Genomic DNA, 16463 nt, shown 5'->3' with positions numbered 1-16463 from the left:
TGCCCTGAAGGACGGGGCTTGCCGCGCCTTTTGGTCAGCGGTGCGTACTCTTCAAACTCGCTCCAAAAAGGCCACCCCCTCCACATGCCCGGTTTGGGGAAAGAAGTCAGCCGCCCGCCATTGGGTAAGGCGATAGGATCCCTCTGCCAGTAGGATCTGCAAGTCTCGCGCCAAAGTGGCAGGGTGACAGCTAATGTAGACGATGCGTGGTGGTCGTCGCAGCTTTAGGGTCTCGAGCACTTGGCGGTCGCAGCCGCGCCGCGGCGGATCCAGCACCACAATGTCGGCAGGGGGCAGGGTCGGCAAAACCTGTTCCACCGTGCCCTGGAAAAATTGGGCTGAGGCGATACCGTTGAACTGGGCATTGTAGCGGGCTTGGGCCACCGCTTCCGGCAAAGCTTCCACCCCCATCGCCCGTTTCGCCCGTTGCGCCAGCAGCAAGGTTAAGGTGCCGATGCCACAGTAGGCATCCAGGATGGTTTCCTCTCCCCGCAGGTTCAGTTGGTCGGCTATCCAGGTAAAAAAGGCTTCTGCTTGCTCTGTGTTGACCTGGAAGAAAGAGGTGCTGTCGATCCAGAGGGAAAAACCGGCAAATTCCTCCCGCAAAGACCCCCGACCGGCAATCACCTCAGTCTCCGGGCCGAAGATGGCATTGGTGCGGGCCGAGTTGAGATTGAGACAGACCCCCACCAGGTCGGGGTAGCGCTGCATCCAGCGTTCGGCCCAGCTTTCCAGATGGGGCAGGCGACGACTGCAACTGACCAAGGTAAGAAGCACCTCGCGGGTGCGGCGACCGATGCGCAAACCCAAGTGGCGGAGATGACCTTGGTGACGACTTTCGTCATACACACTCCAGCCCGTCTCTTGAAGATCGCGCTTGATTTCCCTCAGGAACACATCCAGCCGCTCGTCTTGCACGGGGCATTGGTTGAGGTTCACCAGGCGGTGGCTGCCCCGTTGGTAGTAGCCCATGCGCAAGGGCTGGCCCTCCGGTTTGGCCATGGGGTAGGTGACCTTGTTGCGATAGCGCAGCGGCTGCTGGGATCCCAAAATAGGGACAGGCTGCGGCAGAGTCAGACCGCCAATCCGCTCCAGTGCATCCCTGAGGATTTGCTGCTTGGTGGCCAATTGCTGGGCATAGCTGACATGTTGCCATTGGCAGCCACCACATTTGTCCGCCACAATGCAGGCTGGTCGCACCCGTTGGGGAGAGGGAGAAATCAGCGACCGAATTCGCCCGACCAAGTAGTTGCGCTTGATCTCGGTTATTTGGGCCACCACCTGATCCCCGGGCACCGCCTGGGACACAAACACCACTCGCCCTTGTCCAAGTCCTACCGTGTGGGCAATGCCATCTCCCTGGGGGGTCAGGGCCGTGACCTCCAACGCCAAGAGATCCCCAGGTTTAACGGGATCAGGAAGGCCGGAAGGGATCGGATGTTCCATTAGGCTGTTTCGCCGAAATTCGAAATAACTATAACCATAGGTCAGGTCGTGTTGGCTGGAGTCAGCATTGCCGGAAAAAGCTGTAGCAAGGCAAAAAGCATGTCAGCCGCCAACTGCTTACGGGATTGAAAACCCCATCCAATGAAGTGGTTCACTCCTTGGTCAAAGCAGATAGAGAAGGCAAAACATCTTCTCGAAAAGGAACCTCGTTTTGATTCACGTTCTCCAGCTCGGCCAACATGAGAGGGTTAACCCGGTTTAGGTAGGGCACCAAAACCTGTTGTAGCCTTCGGCTGTAGAAGCGGTGGTAGCTGTACACAGGCGTGGCCGGAAATCCCCGTCGAATCTTATGGGATCCCCCTGCGCCGGGATCAAAGTTGCGGATCCCTTCTCGGATGGCGAGGGCAATGGGCTCGTAGTAGCAAACGTTAAAGTGCAAAAACTTCACCTCCTCCCGACAACCCCAGTAGCGCCCGAACAGGCGATCTCCCTTACGAATACAAAAAGACATCCCCACAATTTCTGCATTCCGTTCCCCGGCCACCAGCACAACTCGCTCCCGATAGTTGGGATAGAGAGACTCGAAAAAGCGGCGATTGAGATATTTGCTCCAGTTCCAAAATTGGGCGCAGGTGTTGCTGTAAAAGTCGTACATCAGAGACAACAGGCGGGGCGTGATCTCCTCTCCTGTGTAAATCTTGAGTTCTAGGCCGCTTTTTTCCATTGCAGCCCGCTCTCGCTTGATGTTGCGCCGCTGGTTGGCATTGAACTGGCTCAAAAAGTCTTCGTAAGAGCGGTAGCCGGGGTTGTGCCACTGGTAGTTGTGGGTGATCCGGGGCGTAAATCCATCCGACTCCAATTGAGTCCGCCAGTCCAGATCTACATAAAGCAAGCTAAACACCGAAATATCCTTCTCTTGGCAAAACCGGTCAATGGCTGCCAGCATCAACGACCACACCTCTGCTTCCGAATACTCGGGATGGACGAGGATGCGATAGCCCGTGGCCGGGGTGAAGGGGGCCATGCCGATTAACTTCGGGTAGTAGCGTTCCCCCAATTGGCCGGCAACTGCAGCCCATTCTTGGTCAAAGACAAACTCCCCCTGGCTGTGGCTTTTCAAATACAAGGGGGCAGCAGCAACCAACTGGCCGTCCGCCTCCACCAACAGGTGACAGGGCAGCCACCCTGTCCTGCGGCTGGCACAACCTGAGCTCTCTAGGCTGTGCAACCATTCGTATTCCAAAAAAGGAGAGGTGCGCTCCGTTTGCAAGGCGTGCCAGGCCCCTGCCGGGATCTCGCGAATATCGTGGCACCAGCGCCATTTCAACCCGGTTGACATTTGCCTGCTCGGATCAGACCAACCCGCCGCCCAGTTGCCTCAGCTTGGCTGGGAAAAGGCCCCCAATGCTCTTGCCGACTCAACGCCGCCAAATGCAGCACCTGGCAGGATCCCTGCGCCTGCTTGATCACGTACCACCCTGAAACGGGGTCGGAAACCACGCTGCTGCTCCTTTGCCCGTCCACAACTTCCCCAGCGGAAAACCACACTTGTGGGTTCTGGTTTGATTTTAATCGGGATCCCTGGGCTCGTAGTAACGGTTGGCCAATTCCAAAGCCATCTGAAACTTCTGCTCGCGGGTGAGATCGGCCCGTCGGGCAATGTGGGCAAAGCGGTTGATATCTGGGGGCAGGAAGTCGAAAGGACGCTGTTCCCGCACGATGTCCAAGACCAAATCGCAAAGGGCCTGCTGGTAATCGTTATAGAAGATCTCTCCCAAAGCCTTGAGCCGTCCATCGGGCACCGGATTGTTAAAGTCGATGGCCTGCAGCTCTCCCTGCTCGTCGATGAATAGCTCCACCGAGTTCATTTCATAGCCCAAAACTCGATTGATAATCCGACAGGTATTGATGACTTTCTGGCCCATTTCCGGGGTAAGAAATTCTGGATCAAACAGATATTCGCTGGCATCGAACTTGCGAAAGATATACTTGATCGGAATGATCTTTCGGCCAATGCAGAGGGCGCGAATCTGCCAAGGGTAAGGGGTTTTGACCTTCTCTTGGATCATCATCACCTGAGATCCAGAGCGGTCGTAAAAATAGAGGAGCTGCTCCATGTTGTGGGCTATTTCTACTCCAATGGCCTCTCGCCCCTCCGCCGGCTTAATCACAATTGGCCAGCCCAGATCTTCCGCCATCCCCTGCCAATCGAAAAACTTGTGATACTTAAAGTCCTCTGCTTTCAATGCGGGGGCTTCTTTAGGGGGCAGAATGTAAGTTTTGGGGATGGAGATCCCCAGCTCTTTGACCACCATGTAGGCAGCATCTTTGTTGCGCAGGTAGTAATAAAAGCTAAACGGGTTGTTGATGAGGTAAACCCCCCGAAAGGCAAAGCCCATGAACAGGCCGATGGCTTGGGGGTAAAGGTAGCTGAAACGATCCAGGATCAGGCGATACTTGGTGCGGTAATCCAGGTTCACCTCGTGAATGGTGACATGTTCGGCCCGGATCTTGTAAGTTTGGCCGTTGCGAGCTTGAACAGGGGGAAGTGCGTTGAGGCGAGCCAGAGTATCGTCCCCAAAAGGCTCGCTGAAGTGCAGGCTGCCAACCCAATAGTCTTCAATCATCAAAGCTCTCTCAAAAGCTATTCCCTGCAAGGGATCCTACGCGAAGGCGCGGATTTGCGCTTGCCAAGTGGGCCAGTCGTGATCCCCCTCCCATACCTCCAGTTGATGGGGGATGTCGTTGCGGCTGAGCACTTCTGCCAGGCGCAGGTTGTCGCTGAGGCAGTGGTCGTGGCGAGCGGTGAGCAACTTCAGCTCGGTGTTGCGCCCGCCCAACTGATCCCAGAGTTGCCGGCTCATGTTGGACATATAGGCCAGCGGGTTGATGAAATACAGCTCCTGCTCTGCCCGTTGGGGATCCCAGCCGGTGACAGAGCCGAGAGCGGCCACATCGTAGGGCCCCCCCAGAGCCAAACAACGGCGCACTAGGCCGGGATGCCGACAGGTGAGGTTGACAGCATGGGTAGCTCCCAGGGAAAACCCAGCCACCACCAGAAACTCATTTTGCGCCTCGGCCTTGGCGTAGGGGATCAGCTCTTCTACCCAGTGCTGCTCCAGCAACAGCCAACGCTCCCGCCGTTGGGGCAAGTCCAGCTGGCGGTTGAACAAAGTCTCCCAATCCAGGGTTTCCACGCAAAAAGCCTGCAAATAGCCCTGTTCCAGATGATGGCTGAGGCTGGCAATAATGCCGCGATCTTCCACGTCAAAAAAACGCCCGTTGCTGGTGGGCAGACAGATCAGCGGGTAGCCGTGATGCCCAAAGTGGAGCATCTCCATTTCCCGGCCCAAGATCTGAGAGGGAAAGCGCAAGTAGCGGCGAGCGTAGGCCATGAAAAACGGGGAAGGGATCCTCAAGAAATACCCAACCTTTCCGGGGGAAGCATTCTGCTCTGCCTGGTCGAGCAAGGCAAAGGGCACTCTCTGGAAAGGTCCACAAGAGCCACCAGAACAGATGGGAGCAGACCTGACCAACTGACAGGAACCTCAGGAAATTTCCGTGAACAGATCCTTGAGGGCCGTGCGGGCGGCCAAGTGCTTGCGGGTGGACTCGAGAATTTCGGCTTCCCGGCGCAGCCGCCTTTCGGTACTGACCATTTCCAGCAGAGCTTGCTGCTCTTGGGGGGCCCCATGGAAGTGGCTAGCCACCCAGTAGGACAGTTCTATGGGGGTGGTGGGGAGCTGCTCCGGCAACTGTGCATCCCGCTCCATTAGCTTGCCCGAGAGACGCACCACATCTTGAAGGAGAGTGGTAACCTGGCGCACCCAGCTCTGCAGGTCATCGGAAGGGGTGGTCGGCTCATCCTCAATCCATTCCACCAGCCCCACCCGGAAGGGTTTTTCCCGCACGTAATCCAAGACGCGGAAGCGCTGCTGCCCCAAGGTCAAAATGTCCATGCGGTCATCCGGCAATCGCTGCACCTGCAACACCTCAGCACAACAGCCCACCCGCACTGGGGATCCCGTCTGGGGATTGAACATCAGCACCCCAAAGCGGCGATCCGTCTCCAGAATGGTGTTGATCATCATGCGGTAGCGGTACTCGAAAATGTGCAGCGGCAGAGGTCGGCCCGGAAACAGCACCACCTCCGGCAAGGGAAACAGCGGTAGCTCGCGAACATCCACGGAAGAAGAAGGCATAGGGCTTGTGCTTCTCGCTGTACTGAGTCTAGCCCATCTTTATTGGCCAATCTTTATCTCTGCTAAAGGTAGGGGATTGACAGGGAGGGGATCCCTCAAGAGAAGCGGTGGTGCCAGACTGTGATGGCAATCGCCAAGGCATCGGCGGCATCATCCGGGCGGGGCAAGCTGGGCAGGTTGAGTTCCCGGGCCACGGCAGCTTGTACAGCCTGCTTGTCGGCGCGTCCGTAGCCTGTCAAACTTTGCTTGACTTGGGCGGGCGTAAACTCCACCGGCAACAGATGATGCTGGGCCAAGGTGAGCAGGATCACGCCACGGGCTTGGGCGATGGCAATGGTATTGCCCATTTTGTAGAAAAAAAGTTTTTCCAGCCCCACCTGATGCGGGCGCAGTTGGCGCAGCAACTGGCTCAAATCCTCGTGCAGCGTTTGCAGCCGCTCCGGCATCGAGTGTTGGCTGGGGGTGCTGATCACCCCATAATCCACAGGTTTCAACCCCGCAGATCCCGCCAGAATGCAACCAAAACCCATGGTTCCCAGACCTGGATCTAGGCCGAGGATGCGCTGCTCAGGTGGGGTGTCTGATACATTTACGCTGAACACTGCTGAACATCACTGTTCAACTATGCAGCGATAGCATTCTGTTTGTTTCCATTCGCGTTAGCGGGACGGAGTCCAAACAGAATGGCGGTATCCCGCAAAGCTTTGAGTAGAATACCCAAAGCGCAGTTTCCGTGTCGTCTTACTACCAATTTTCTGCTTTGCTTTGGCTACCATGTTGGCAGACTCGAAAGTAAACAGAAAGATCAACTGGTAGTAATCCGTACTGAACATATTATACATTATTTTCAGTATAGTTGAGCTTATTATTGACTAGAGTCATGCTCCTCTGTCGGCGAGGGGCGGGGGGATCTGACAAGGGCTATGGCCTGCCGGGTGACTGCGCATGATGGGGATGATCGGTGTGCAGGTAGGTCAGGCCCGAGATCAGGGTGAGAACCACCGCCACCCAAAAACAAGGGATCCCTCCCGGCCACCCCAAAATCAGCAAAGCAATGGCCAGGATTTGGGTTACCGTCTTGGCTTTGCCCCAGAAATTGGCACCGCGGATTTGGCTTTGGTTGACCCGCCAGCCGGCGATGGCCAGCTCCCGCCCCATCAGCAAAAACACGCCCCAAGCGGGGATCCGCCCCAGTTCCAGCAGGCCCAGCAGCGGCGCCAACACCAGCAGCTTATCCACCAGAGGATCCAAAAACTTGCCCATATCGGTTACCAAGCCATAACGGCGGGCCAAATGGCCATCCAGCCAATCGGTTGCCGCCGCCAACAGGAACGCCCAGAGGGCCAACCTCTCCCCCAGTGGGGATCGCAGGCTCAGGCCCAGCAAAACAAAAGGGATCCCTGCCAGCCGCAGCAGGGTGACGGCGGTGGGCAGGTTCACCCACTCCAGCTTGGCACGTTGGACGGCGCTGGGATTCTCCACCTTCGGATCTGGCCTCAAGGATCAGAACTATCAGAATTATCGGTAACGGCCCAGGCGCTCGGTGAGCAGGTGGTAAAACCCCTGGGCATCCACCCCAAAAGCCACCTGAACATTGGCGAGGCGACCACTGGATCCCCAGCGATCCACCACCGTCCGGCCCAGGTTCAAGGGGCTAGCCGTTTCCACCTCGACGTAGCAGGGCTTGAGCTCGAACAACTGCGGCTGTAACAGATAGGCAATCACACAAGGGTCGTGCAATGGCCCTCCCGGTAGCCCGTAGCGTTCTACGTCGACCTTACCGTAAAAGGTGAGCATATTGGCCACCGTCTGCCCAACGCGGGTGCCCAGGGCGCGGATGCGCTCAATCCGCTCCGGCGTGCTGAGGACCTGTTGGGTGACGTGCAAGCCCAGCATCACCACCTCCGGGATCCCGGCGCTGAGCACGATCTGGGCGGCGTGGGGATCGGTGAGGATGTTGAACTCGGCTGCCGGGGTAACATTCCCCTCAAAGGCGGATCCCCCCATAAACACCAGCCGCTGGATGCGCTCCACAATCCGAGGCTGCTGCACCAGGGCCACTGCCAAGTTGGTCATCGGGCCCAGCAAAGCCAAGGTAACCGGCTCAGGGGCAGCCATCAGGGTTTCAATCAGATACTCCACCGCATGCTGGGATCCCAAAGGCATCTGGGGCTCCGGCAGATCCGCTCCGTCGATCCCGGTTTTGCCATGCACCTGCTCGGCGGTTTCCAGAGGGCGCAAGAGAGGTCGAGGGCAGCCGGCATACACCCCCATCTGCGGCTGACCGGCCAATTCACAGATCTGTCGAGCATTGCGGCTGGTTTTGTCCAAGGAGACATTGCCGGCCACCGTGGTAATGCCCAGCAATTGCAGCTCTTCTGGCGACGCCATAGCCAGCAGCAGAGCCACCGCATCGTCTTGGCCAGGGTCACAGTCGATGATCAGGGGCACCATAGGGATCTCGGCAGCAGCTCACTCACCCCTAGTTTAGGTTTTTCTCCCGCTCTTTTCCTCTGGCCGGTGAGCGCGGATCCCGGTCAGATTTAAGATAGGAAATATATCTTCATCCTTTGTCTTGTTGCCTGACACCCATCCACTGCGCATCAACCTGTTGCTGGATTGGGAGCCGCCAGCAGGAGAGCCCCTAGCTTGCGAGGACTGGCTACCCCCTGAACGCTTTGTTGTCGAGTGTTTTCAGGATCAAGCTACCTTCCTAGAGGCTCTCAGAAAACAAGACGGCCATGTCGATTGCTTGGTGCTCCTGGTGGATCCCACTCGGCTGCAAGAGCTGCACGATCTGGGCAATCAGCTCTGCGCGTGGGGACTGCTGCTGCCGACGGTGTTGGCGATTGTGCTGGAAGAATCCCACCTGCAAAAGGAAACACCGGAGACGGAAGGAGAGATCCCTGCCACCTCATCTTTGGTGAAAGCATTGCTCAAGCGAGAGCAGTTTTTCTACCACAACGCCACCCTCGTCCGTCCCATTTCGCCACAGGAGCTGAAGGGGCAGGTGCGGGCCGACTGTACCGCTTCGGGATCCCCTTCCGTCTTGGAGCTGCTGGTGGATCGGGCCATCGCCTTGTTTCTGCAGATGTCTCCCACTTGCGGCCTCCCGCAGGGCCCAGTGCATCCCAGCGATCAGCCCTACCTGGCCTACAGCAACCAACAACAACGGCGGCTGGCGGAGAAATTGCGGGAACGGCTGGGCTACGCCGGAGTGTACTATCATCGTGACCCAGAGCTGTTTTACCGTCGCCTCCCGCCCCACGAGCAGCAAGCCCTCATGCGACGGCTGCGTAACCTTTACCAGGCAATCGTCTTGGACTATTTTCAATCTCCCGAGACCGTCAATGCCCGCATCGACGAGCTGGTGGCCTTGGCCTTTTTTGCCGATATCGGCGCTGCTCAACTGCTGGAGCTGCACATGAACTTGATGGAAGACTTTGCCAAACAATTGAAGCTGGAAGGCCGCAGCGAAGAGATCCTGCTGGATTACCGCCTTACCCTGATCGATGTGATGGCCCACCTGAGCGAAATGTACCGCCGCTCCATTCCCAAACCTGCCCCAAGGGATCCCTGATTATGTCCACTCGCAAAGCCTATGTTCTCAAGCTCTACGTGGCGGGCAACACCCCCAATTCTCTGCGTGCCCTCAGCACCTTGCAAGACATCTTGGAAAAGGAGTTCCGCGGCGTGTACAGCCTGAAGGTGATCGATGTCTTGAAAAATCCGCAACTGGCAGAGGAAGATAAGATCTTGGCAACGCCGACCTTGGCCAAAATCCTGCCGCCACCGGTGCGGAAGATTATTGGCGATCTGTCCAACCGCGAGAAAGTGCTCATCGGCCTGGATCTGCTCTACGAAGAATTGGACGAAGAGGCTTGAGACAGGCTGCAGGAGCAAGGAGAGTGGGATGAACCAGTCATTGGGGCCTTCTGAGCCAGAAAAGCCACAAGATAACACCGCAGAGGACTCCACCGAACCAACCCCAGACAACCACCGGGCGGATCTCTCAGAGCTGCGAGGGATCCCCAAAAAACAGACGGGCATCGAGGGCTTTGAAGACATCAGTCACGGTGGGCTACCCCTGGGACGCACCACCTTGGTCAGCGGCACCTCCGGCACCGGCAAAACCCTGTTTGCCATGCAGTTCCTTTACAACGGCATCGTGAAGTATCAAGAGCCGGGGATCTTCGTCACCTTCGAGGAAACCCCCGCCGATATCATTCGCAATGCCTCCAGCTTTGGCTGGGATCTGCAGGCCCTCATCGACAGGGGCCAACTGTTTATCCTGGATGCCTCCCCCGATCCCGAAGGCTATGAGGTGAGCGGCAACTTTGATTTGTCGGCCCTCATCGAGCGCATCCAGTACGCCATTCGCAAATACAAAGCCAAGCGGGTCTCCATCGACTCGGTGACGGCCATCTTTCAGCAATACGACCCTGCCGGTGTGGTGCGGCGGGAGCTGTTCCGCCTGACGGCCCGCCTCAAGCAGGCCAATGTCACCACCGTCATGACCACAGAGCGCACCGACGAGTACGGTCCCATCGCCCGCTACGGTGTGGAAGAATTCGTCTCCGACAACGTGGTGATCCTGCGCAACATCCTGGAGGGAGAGAAACGGCGGCGCACCATTGAGATCTTGAAGCTGCGGGGCACCACCCACATGAAGGGGGAATATCCCTTCACCATCACCAACGACGGGATCAACATCTTCCCCTTGGGAGCCATGCAGCTGACGCAGCGCTCCTCCAACGTGCGGGTCTCCTCCGGCATCGAGAAGCTGGACGAAATGTGCGGCGGCGGTTTCTTCAAGGACTCGATTATTTTGGCCACCGGCGCCACCGGCACGGGCAAAACCTCGCTGGTGAGCAAATTCCTGGAGCGGGGCTGCCTGGATGGGGAACGCTGCATTCTCTTTGCCTACGAAGAGTCGCGGGCGCAGCTGTCCCGCAACGCCTCCTCCTGGGGCATTGACCTGGAAGAGTTCGAGCGGCAGGGCCTCCTCAAGATCATCTGCGCCTACCCAGAATCTGCCGGCCTGGAAGACCACCTGCAGAAGATCAAAACCGAGATGATGGCCTTCAAGCCCTCCCGCATGGCCATCGACTCCCTGTCAGCCCTGGCGCGGGGAGTGAGCCAAAATGCCTTCCGCCAGTTTGTAATCGGGGTAACTGGCCTGGCCAAGCAGGAGGAGATCACCGGCTTTTTCACCAACACCACCGACCAATTCATGGGATCCCATTCCATCACCGAATCCCATATTTCCACCATCACCGACACGATTATCCTGCTGCAATACGTGGAGATCCGCGGAGAAATGGCCCGCGCCCTCAACGTCTTCAAAATGCGGGGATCCTGGCACGACAAAGGGATCCGCGAGTACCTGATCTCCAACGCAGGCATCCAAATCCGCGATTCCTTCCGGGGCTACGAGCGCATCATCAGCGGATCCCCGACCCGCATCAATGTGGATGAGAAAAACGAGCTCTCCCGGATTGTGCAAAACGTCCAGGCCCTCGAGGAAGAAGGGTTGTGAGCGGTTACAACAGTTCCGTGAGTGGGCGCGGCAACAGACCCGTTGAGTCAAGCGAATTTCCAACACCGCTCAACACCGCGCAAGCCCTGCACTTGCGGCTGGCAGGGAGGGATCGGCCCAGACAAGGATTTCCCCGCGGCCAATGGCGAACAGTGGTAACCCACCTACAAATTGGGTAGTATGCCTCTAGCAGTAGCGCAAAGGGCGGGGTTTCCCGGTGTGTTTAGCTTTTTCGGTGGCTCCAAAACCCGAACCATGCTTGGGGTGGACATCAACCCCGAGCGCATCGCCGTTGCCCAACTGAAAAAGCAGGGCAATGGTCGCTATCGTCTGGCCCACTACCACAGCGTGGACATGCCAGAAGGGGCGATGGTCGAAGGACGCATCCTCGATCCGAGCACAGTTGGCTTGATCCTGATGAATTTGCTCAATGAAAACAAGGTACCCACCAACCTGCCGGCAGCCACAGCAGTGCCCGTAAGGGAGGCCATCGTTCGTCTCATTCGCCTGCCTGCCGACCTACCCGCCGATGAGCTGCGCCGGGTGGTTTTGGAGCAGGAGGCCGAACTTTACATTCCCTATCCGCGGGATCAGGCGGATGTCGACTACCAGCCCTTGGGTCTCGATCTTTCCCAGGATGGCATTGAGCGCATCGAAGTCTTGCTGGTGGCCATCCCCAAAGAGGTGGTGGACAACTACCTGGAGGTGCTGCAGGCAGCCAATTTGCAGGTGCGCTGTGTGGAGCTGGCCAGCTTCTCCCTCATTCGCACCATCCGCGATCAGCTAATCCAGTACGGCCCCCAAGAGGCCGTGTTGCTCAGCTCCATCGGCTACGACAGCAGCGAGATCAGCATTTTGGTGAACGGGATCCCGCAATTTACCCGCACCGTCAACATCGGCACCATCCACATGCGGCAGGTGCTGGCCCAATCCCTGAATCTGCCGCTTAGCCGCACCGGCGACCTGTTGCGAACTCTGAGGTTACCCTTGATCAACCCCACCGATATTTTGGCCACGGGAGAACAGCCAGCGCCCAGCAATCCCGGTGTAGCAGCAGTAACGCGCGTTGTCTCCGATTTGGCGGATGAACTGAAGCGCTCCATCGACTTCTTTACGAGCACAGAAAGCAGCTCGCCTGTGGTGAAAGTACTGCTGGCCGGAACTGGGGCAAGCATCGGCCAAATCGACGGCTTCTTATCTCAGTCGTTGAGCGTGGCGGTGGAGTTGGCGGATCCCTTTGGCAACATTGTCGTGCCGGATTCAGTGGAACTGCCCCTGGAGGAACGCCCAGCAATGGGAGTGGCCCTGGGGTTGGCGTTACGGGAAGACACCAAGTAGCGGCAGCAGGCAGCGCAAGCTCGCCCAACCGATGGAATAGCGCACAAGGCGGTTAAAGAGATGTACACACCGGAGATCAATTTCCTCAAAGAAAGGCCGGATGTCCTCACCACAGCTCGAACAGGTGGGGGACCAGTAGTCGCAGCTGAGGCTGCAGAGGGATCCCAGAATTGGATCCCGGCCATTGGCCTGGGGGTTGCTGTTGCTGCTGTAGCGATGGGAGCTTTTTGGTATTTCCAAGACAGCTTTTCCCGCCAGAGAGAAACCTTGAGGGCGGAGCGGGCTCGCCTTGACAGTGAGCTCAGCACAGCCAATGCTGAGTTGTCCCAGCTGCAGAATGCCAATCAAGAGCTGCAAACCATTCGCGCCCAAACGGAAGGGTTCCGCTCCTTTCTGAGATCCGTCCAGCCTTGGTCGGCCATCTTGGAAGAGCTGCGGCGCAAGATCCCCGGCCAGGGGGTATGGATAACCAACATCAGCGCTTCCGGGGATACTGTCAATATCCAAGGAGGGGCGCTGGACTTTCCCCTGGTGAACGACTTTTTGCTCACCCTGCTGGATTCCAACTTTGTTACCAGCGCCGTCCTGAACAGCAGCTCCCGGGTGGACGGCACAGACGTAACCGAGCCCAGCGTTACCTACGGCATAACCGTAACCATCCGTACCCTGGGGGATCCTGACCCAGAATTTACCCGCGAGCTGGAGCAGCGGGGAGCGATAGGCTTGGTTGAAAAGATCCGCATTTTGCGTCGAGTGGAGGCGAACTGATGACTGGATCGGTTGAAGGTTTTCCCGACGAACAACTGGTGGTTCCCCCGGCAGGTCCGCCGGTACTGCTGGGCGTGGAGCTGACCCCCATTCGAATTGGTCTTTTAATCGGGATCACAGGGTTAGCCGCGGCGGGGTTTCTGGCCTTCACCCAACTTCGCCCCTTGATCGAGGAGGTACAGGCTTTGGAAAGGGAGGTAGCCAACAAAACCACCCAGTTGCAGGACATAAAGAGCCAGATTGCCAGTTTGCAAGATGTGCCCAATCAGGTCGAGAGAGCTCGCGTGGAGCGGGAACAGATCAGTGCCCTGCTCTCCACCCCCGAGAATGCCGACACACAACTGCTGGATCTCAACCGGCTGGTGCAGGGGCAGCCCAACAGCGAGCTGCGCAGCTTTAGCCCTTCTCCACTGACTCCAGCGTCTTCGGCCAATCCGGAAGTGCCTGGGATCATCGCTCCCGCCATCCAAGTGCAGACCACCCGTGTCGCTCTGCGTGGCCCCTATACGGAGCTGATCAATCTGATGGGAGATATAGAACGTCTGCGCACGCTGTTCCGGGTGAGCAACATCAGCTTAAATCCTGTTCAAGACACAGGGGAACTGGACGCTGCTTTTGATTTGATTGCCTACATCTACAACAAAGACGTTCCGTTGGGCACTGCTCCTCCACCTGAAGGGCAAACGGCACCTGGTCAGTAGCCCAGCCATGCCTTGACTCAGGGGGGGATCCTGCCAGTGCGGGATCCCCTTTGGTTTTCAGAAGACGGGAACAACCGCCGGTTCAGCACGGATAGTGTTGCCGAATCGAAGATCTGGGAAAAATTTCTTCCGAAACGGCTACAGGTAGTGGCAAAGTCCGAGATTTCGGCTTTGATCAGGGAAGCACGGGGTGAACGAGGCCAAAGGCACCCGTGGCGAGGTGAAGCAAGAATACGACTGGGTGAAGGAGTGAGGTGTGAGGATGATGAACCGTCGAGTTGCTTATGGGTGTGCGTTGGGCTTGATCCTGTCCCTGCCCCCATTGGCCTTAGAAAGCCGGGTCAATGAGGCAGCCGCTCAACAGTTGACCTCCGCAAACCCGCAACGCCTCAGCCGCATCACAGATATCCGCCTGGTGCCCAACGGCAACCGCATGCAGTTGGAGATCAACACCGAAGGGGGCGCTCGCCCACAGGTGTTCTTTACCCAGCAGGGACAATCTTGGATCGGGGACATCACCAATGCTCAATTGAGCGGAAGCCAGGGCCGCTATCGCCAAGAGTCTCCCCTGCCAGGGGTGCGCTTCATTGAGGCCTGGCAGTTGAGCAACGACAGCGTGCGGATAGAAATAGCCGGTGTGGCCGCAGCTCCCCAAGGCTTGCTGGCTCGGCGCAGCCCGACGCAGTTGGTCTTCGACTTTGAGGGCCTACCCTCTGCTCCACCGGCCCCCCTAGCGGCGGTTCCCCCTCAACCCTCGTCCAACCCAGTAGCGCCCGGCCAACCGGCGTCACTAAACCGACCTCAGCCCGTGGCTCCTGCTCCTCAGCCCGCAGCTCCTGCCCCTGCCTCCCAACCGGTCGCTCAAAACCCTGCCCCTCCGCAGACAACTCAAGCGGCTCCTCCTGCACCTGCTGTTCCTGCTGCACCCGTGATTTCTCAGGTCCCCCCTGTGGGCCAGCTCAACCAACCTCAATTGCCGCCGGGAAGTTTGCCCACCGAATCTCCTTTTCAGGGGAGAGCTGTGGCTCCTCCTGCTGGCGATATTGCCGTTGGCACAATCCTGCCTGATCCACCTACAGTGGATCTCGGATCCAATGCCAGGATTAGCTTGACCTTGAAAGATGCTCCTGTGGGCGATGTGCTGAGCTTGTTGGTGCGGCGAGCAGGGTTGAATGTGGTGCTCAACGACGTCCCACCCGATCTAACCATCTCTCTGGATGTGCAAGACTCGCCCTTACAGGAGACATTCAACTTTATCTTGCGGCTAAAACAGTTGCAAGCCCAGCGAAGGGGCCAAACCGTATTTGTTGGACAAAACCTGCCAGGGGTGACTGGGATCCTGGTGCGCAATTACCGCGTGAATCAGGCAGTCGCCACCGATTTGGCCAGTCGGCTGGAAGAAGTTTTGAACGCCGTTGCTCCCGGTGCCCAATTCGTTGTGGACGAGCGCACCAACTCCATTACGGTGATCGGCAACTCGCGGCAGCAGGACATCGCGGCTGCTCAGATTGCCCAATTGGATGTGCGTCGGCGACAGGTTTTGATTTCCCTGAGAGCAGTTGATATTCGCTTGGACAAAAACGAAAGCTTATCAGTTAACTTGGGAGGGGCATCTGGCAACTTTGCCCTTGGAACCTTGGGAGACGCCAACTTTGGTGGACGACCGCTCAATCAACCTGCGGGATCCTCGGTAAGCTCTATCGGCCCTGCAGGCCCATCAGGATCCATCACGGGAATATTTAACACTCTCAACCGGCTGCAGCAGTCTTTGGCTCTAAGAGTGCAGTCTGCAATACAAAATGGAACTGGAAAAATTCTAACTGACCCCAAAGTTGTGGTGGCAGATGGCGGATCCAGTCGAATTAGCATTGCAACCAGCGTGCCCGTTAACGTTGAAACCATCACCATACCCCAGGGCGAAAACCAGCCTCCAGTTGTTACTCAGCGTTTGCAGCGAGAGGATGCTGGGGTTATCCTTGACGTCTCAGAAGTTAGAATAGATGACAATGGGTTTGTTACCCTGACCATTCAGCCGGAAATTTCTATTCCTGTACCCAGTCAAATATTGGGAGGCGGAGACTTTGCAGGCATTCTACTTTTCAATATTGACAGGAGGCAGCTACAAGCATCTCAGCTCAGGTTAAGAGATGGGCAAACCTTTATTATTGCTGGCCTCATTCAAGACAGGGACATCGTTGACGTTCAAAAAGTGCCTTTCCTAGGCGACTTGCCTCTTTTGGGTGCTTTGTTCCGCTCTCAGAGTGTGAATAACGAGCGCAATGAGGTGGTCTTCATGCTAACGCCCTACATTATGGATGATAATGTTGCTTTTGGTCTTCCTCCCAATCCGTAAAATTCCCAATCCGTAAAATAGGGTTATGCCGAACTGCCAAGTTTCGTGACATCCTCCTAACACTGATACTATAGGCACAGCGCAGGACCCATAGCTCCCCACACCCCTCATGAGTT

The 16463-nt window shown here is 57.2% G+C and carries 16 protein-coding genes; 7 read left to right on the top strand and 9 right to left on the bottom strand.

Features of this window, described 5'->3' with window-relative positions; all coding sequences use genetic code 11:
* Positions 1–51 precede the first annotated feature (51 nt).
* The 9 genes from rlmD to CYB_RS02330 form a co-directional block, all read right to left on the bottom strand.
* The gene (gene rlmD / locus CYB_RS02370) at positions 52–1446 is read right to left on the bottom strand and encodes a 23S rRNA (uracil(1939)-C(5))-methyltransferase RlmD (protein WP_011432153.1); all 1395 of its coding nucleotides are present in this window, start codon (positions 1444–1446) and stop codon (positions 52–54) included.
* A 151-nt stretch (positions 1447–1597) separates the two neighbouring features.
* Positions 1598–2785 (bottom strand): GNAT family N-acetyltransferase, encoded by a 1188-nt coding sequence (locus CYB_RS02365; RefSeq protein WP_011432151.1) that lies wholly within the window; start codon positions 2783–2785, stop codon positions 1598–1600.
* On the bottom strand, positions 2770–2946 hold the full coding sequence (locus tag CYB_RS15120; protein WP_187147261.1) for a hypothetical protein: 177 nt from the start codon (positions 2944–2946) through the stop codon (positions 2770–2772). The genes CYB_RS02365 and CYB_RS15120 overlap by 16 nt, the downstream gene beginning before the upstream one ends.
* 68 nt (positions 2947–3014) lie before the next feature.
* Positions 3015–4073, bottom strand: a complete 1059-nt coding sequence (locus CYB_RS02355; protein WP_041436180.1) for an ATP-grasp domain-containing protein — start codon at positions 4071–4073, stop codon at positions 3015–3017.
* Between the two features lie 36 nt (positions 4074–4109).
* Positions 4110–4928, bottom strand: a complete 819-nt coding sequence (locus CYB_RS02350; protein WP_238376868.1) for an alpha/beta hydrolase-fold protein — start codon at positions 4926–4928, stop codon at positions 4110–4112.
* Positions 4929–4994: 66 nt separating this feature from the next.
* A complete protein-coding gene (locus tag CYB_RS02345) occupies positions 4995–5648 on the bottom strand; it encodes an LON peptidase substrate-binding domain-containing protein (RefSeq protein WP_011432147.1) in 654 nt (217 codons plus the stop codon).
* A gap of 95 nt (positions 5649–5743) precedes the next feature.
* Complete coding sequence (gene ruvC / locus CYB_RS02340; protein ID WP_011432146.1) at positions 5744–6250, bottom strand: crossover junction endodeoxyribonuclease RuvC; 507 nt, start codon at positions 6248–6250, stop codon at positions 5744–5746.
* A 319-nt stretch (positions 6251–6569) separates the two neighbouring features.
* Positions 6570–7088 (bottom strand): CDP-diacylglycerol--glycerol-3-phosphate 3-phosphatidyltransferase, encoded by a 519-nt coding sequence (pgsA, locus tag CYB_RS02335; protein WP_011432145.1) that lies wholly within the window; start codon positions 7086–7088, stop codon positions 6570–6572.
* A gap of 78 nt (positions 7089–7166) precedes the next feature.
* The gene (locus CYB_RS02330) at positions 7167–8102 is read right to left on the bottom strand and encodes a nucleoside hydrolase (RefSeq protein WP_011432144.1); all 936 of its coding nucleotides are present in this window, start codon (positions 8100–8102) and stop codon (positions 7167–7169) included.
* Between the two features lie 121 nt (positions 8103–8223).
* Here CYB_RS02330 and CYB_RS02325 point away from each other — a divergent pair, with 121 nt between their 5' ends.
* From CYB_RS02325 to CYB_RS02295, 7 genes are all read left to right on the top strand, one after another.
* On the top strand, positions 8224–9228 hold the full coding sequence (locus CYB_RS02325) for a circadian clock protein KaiA (protein WP_011432143.1): 1005 nt from the start codon (positions 8224–8226) through the stop codon (positions 9226–9228).
* Positions 9229–9230: 2 nt separating this feature from the next.
* Complete coding sequence (kaiB, locus tag CYB_RS02320) at positions 9231–9533, top strand: circadian clock protein KaiB (RefSeq protein ID WP_011430723.1); 303 nt, start codon at positions 9231–9233, stop codon at positions 9531–9533.
* 28 nt (positions 9534–9561) lie between these two features.
* Positions 9562–11187 carry a circadian clock protein KaiC gene (gene kaiC, locus CYB_RS02315; RefSeq protein ID WP_011432142.1) on the top strand — a complete coding sequence of 542 codons (1626 nt, stop codon included), beginning with the start codon at positions 9562–9564 and terminating at the stop codon, positions 11185–11187.
* 180 nt (positions 11188–11367) lie between these two features.
* On the top strand, positions 11368–12525 hold the full coding sequence (gene pilM / locus CYB_RS02310) for a type IV pilus biogenesis protein PilM (RefSeq protein WP_238376866.1): 1158 nt from the start codon (positions 11368–11370) through the stop codon (positions 12523–12525).
* Between the two features lie 60 nt (positions 12526–12585).
* Positions 12586–13293: a PilN domain-containing protein gene (locus tag CYB_RS02305; protein WP_011432140.1), complete on the top strand. Its 708-nt coding sequence runs from the start codon at positions 12586–12588 to the stop codon at positions 13291–13293.
* The gene (locus tag CYB_RS02300) at positions 13293–13994 is read left to right on the top strand and encodes a hypothetical protein (RefSeq protein ID WP_011432139.1); all 702 of its coding nucleotides are present in this window, start codon (positions 13293–13295) and stop codon (positions 13992–13994) included. Before CYB_RS02305 ends, CYB_RS02300 begins: the two co-directional genes overlap by 1 nt.
* A gap of 262 nt (positions 13995–14256) precedes the next feature.
* Positions 14257–16347, top strand: a complete 2091-nt coding sequence (locus tag CYB_RS02295; protein WP_011432138.1) for an AMIN domain-containing protein — start codon at positions 14257–14259, stop codon at positions 16345–16347.
* Positions 16348–16463 lie beyond the last annotated feature (116 nt).

Origin of the sequence: Synechococcus sp. JA-2-3B'a(2-13) (assembly GCF_000013225.1) — a bacterium.
In the GTDB taxonomy this organism is placed as follows: domain Bacteria; phylum Cyanobacteriota; class Cyanobacteriia; order Thermostichales; family Thermostichaceae; genus Thermostichus.
Note: the sequence above shows the minus strand (reverse complement) of the source record. Positions and strands in the feature narration are given on the sequence as shown.

What these genes read in the sequence shown, in the direction of transcription:
- CYB_RS02330 (WP_011432144.1), bottom strand. Translation starts at nt 8,102, where the DNA reads ATGGTGCCCCTGATCATCGACTGTGACCCTGGCCAAGACGATGCGGTG.
- CYB_RS02305 (WP_011432140.1), top strand. Translation starts at nt 12,586, where the DNA reads ATGTACACACCGGAGATCAATTTCCTCAAAGAAAGGCCGGATGTCCTC.
- CYB_RS02355 (WP_041436180.1), bottom strand. Translation starts at nt 4,073, where the DNA reads ATGATTGAAGACTATTGGGTTGGCAGCCTGCACTTCAGCGAGCCTTTT.
- CYB_RS02345 (WP_011432147.1), bottom strand. Translation starts at nt 5,648, where the DNA reads ATGCCTTCTTCTTCCGTGGATGTTCGCGAGCTACCGCTGTTTCCCTTG.
- rlmD (WP_011432153.1), bottom strand. Translation starts at nt 1,446, where the DNA reads ATGGAACATCCGATCCCTTCCGGCCTTCCTGATCCCGTTAAACCTGGG.
- kaiB (WP_011430723.1), top strand. Translation starts at nt 9,231, where the DNA reads ATGTCCACTCGCAAAGCCTATGTTCTCAAGCTCTACGTGGCGGGCAAC.
- pilM (WP_238376866.1), top strand. Translation starts at nt 11,368, where the DNA reads ATGCCTCTAGCAGTAGCGCAAAGGGCGGGGTTTCCCGGTGTGTTTAGC.
- CYB_RS02295 (WP_011432138.1), top strand. Translation starts at nt 14,257, where the DNA reads ATGATGAACCGTCGAGTTGCTTATGGGTGTGCGTTGGGCTTGATCCTG.
- CYB_RS02300 (WP_011432139.1), top strand. Translation starts at nt 13,293, where the DNA reads ATGACTGGATCGGTTGAAGGTTTTCCCGACGAACAACTGGTGGTTCCC.
- CYB_RS02365 (WP_011432151.1), bottom strand. Translation starts at nt 2,785, where the DNA reads ATGTCAACCGGGTTGAAATGGCGCTGGTGCCACGATATTCGCGAGATC.
- kaiC (WP_011432142.1), top strand. Translation starts at nt 9,562, where the DNA reads ATGAACCAGTCATTGGGGCCTTCTGAGCCAGAAAAGCCACAAGATAAC.